Annotated in this window: 2 protein-coding genes; both read left to right on the top strand. The window is 58.5% G+C overall.

All coding sequences use genetic code 11. The features are described from left to right. Positions 1-956: type 3 fimbria adhesin subunit MrkD (gene mrkD / locus HSP_RS11170; protein WP_010128757.1), on the top strand; the 956-nt coding region annotated here is incomplete at its 5' end. A gap of 13 nt (positions 957-969) precedes the next feature. After that, complete coding sequence (gene mrkF / locus HSP_RS0103295; protein ID WP_000677445.1) at positions 970-1,605, top strand: type 3 fimbria minor subunit MrkF; 636 nt, start codon at positions 970-972, stop codon at positions 1,603-1,605. The last annotated feature ends 44 nt before the right edge of the window (positions 1,606-1,649 follow it).

The following is a 1,649-nucleotide window of genomic DNA, read 5'->3' as shown; positions in this document are numbered from 1 at the left end:
TGGCGCTGGGAACCACCTCGTCCTGGGCCTCCTGTACGCGTCTCTCATCGCCAACGGTGATGCTGGACATGGTGGTGGGCAGGGTGGTGGTGCCCCCGGATCTGCCGGTGGGCTCGGTGATCCTTACCCGCGACTGGACGATGAGCGCTCCCGGCGGGGCAAGCTATCGCTGTACTTCCGGCACCAACCGCTTTGCGGCGAAGATCGTGTCGCCAGGGGCCACGGACCTTGGAAATAAAATCTACTCCACCAACGTGCCGGGAATCGGCATGCGTTTCAGCCGCGGCGGCGCAACGGTAAATATCGTCTATCCCGACGTCTTTTCGTCCCGGGTATATAAGACCACCTACTATTCCCTCGAAGGGTCGCGCTTTACGCTGGAGATTATCAAAACCGCGGCAACCACCGGCAGCGGCACCCTGGCGGCGGGTAAGTACACCTCCTATGACTGGGAGAGCGGCGGTAACCCGATCCTCGAAACCTATCTGAGCGCCAACGCCATCACCGTGGTCTCGCCCTCCTGTTCGGTGCTGAGCGGGAAAAATATGAATGTCGATGTGGGTTCCATCCGGCGCACCGACCTGAAAGGGGTCGGCACCACCGCCGGCGGGAAGGATTTTAATATCGACCTGCAGTGCAGCGGCGGCCTGAGTGAAACGGGATATGCCAACATTAGCACCTCGTTCTCCGGTACCCTGGCCACCAGCACTACCGCTACCATGGGCGCCTTGCTGAATGAAAAAGCCGGCAGCGGGATGGCGGAAGGCATTGGCATCCAGGTGCTGAAGGATGGCTCCCCGCTGCAGTTTAATAAGAAATACACCGTCGGCCGCTTGAATAATCAGGAGACCCGCTACATCACCATACCGCTGCACGCGCGTTTTTATCAGTATGGCCCGACGACCAGCACCGGCGAGGTGGAGTCGCATATGATCTTTAACCTGACGTACGATTAATACGGGAGGGGGAATGAAGGGATTGCCGAAAAACACTATCGCGTGGCTGCTATTTTGCGGCAGCCTCGCCGCCCCCTCGGCGTGGGGTTTTGAGACCAATTACGATCGCGGACGGGTCGATTTTGCCGGGCGGGTGACGGATATTTCCTGTAGCATCGCGCTAAACGGCGGCCAGCATGCCGGCAGCGGTAATGTCTGGCTGGCGCCGGTCAGCCTGGCGGAAGTCCACGATCGCGGTGCCGGGGCGTTTATGAAACCGCAGCCGTTTACCCTGGCACTGTCAAACTGCCAGCTGCGCCATGATGGTGGGGCAGCCTCGCAGGATGAGGTGCGTCGGGTCAGCGTGCGCTGGGTCGATGGTTTTTTACTGACGGCGGTCGGTAACGAAAACGCCGGGTACCTGGCCAATACCTTGCCGGATGGAGCGCAGAATATTTATCTGGCGCTATCGACTAACGATAATAATACGCTGGATAAGAGTAATAAAATTGTCCCGGCGGACCCGCAGCAAAATCAGGTGCGTTTGCAGGAAAGCGCGGTCAGCGGCGGCCTGTTCACCTATTACGTTGGCTATGTTTCGCCAACGCCGAAAAGCGCCACCAGCGGGCCGATTACCAGCTGGGCAACGTGGGAATTAGTTTATAATTAAGTGACGTTAAAAAGCCGGGAATTCCGGTGATGCTGCCAACTTAC

It is taken from the genome of Haemophilus sputorum CCUG 13788, assembly GCF_000238795.1.
In the GTDB taxonomy this organism is placed as follows: Bacteria; Pseudomonadota; Gammaproteobacteria; order Enterobacterales; family Pasteurellaceae; genus Haemophilus_A; species Haemophilus_A sputorum.
Note: the sequence above shows the minus strand (reverse complement) of the source record. Positions and strands in the feature narration are given on the sequence as shown.

What these genes read in the sequence shown, in the direction of transcription:
- mrkF (WP_000677445.1), top strand. Translation starts at nt 970, where the DNA reads ATGAAGGGATTGCCGAAAAACACTATCGCGTGGCTGCTATTTTGCGGC.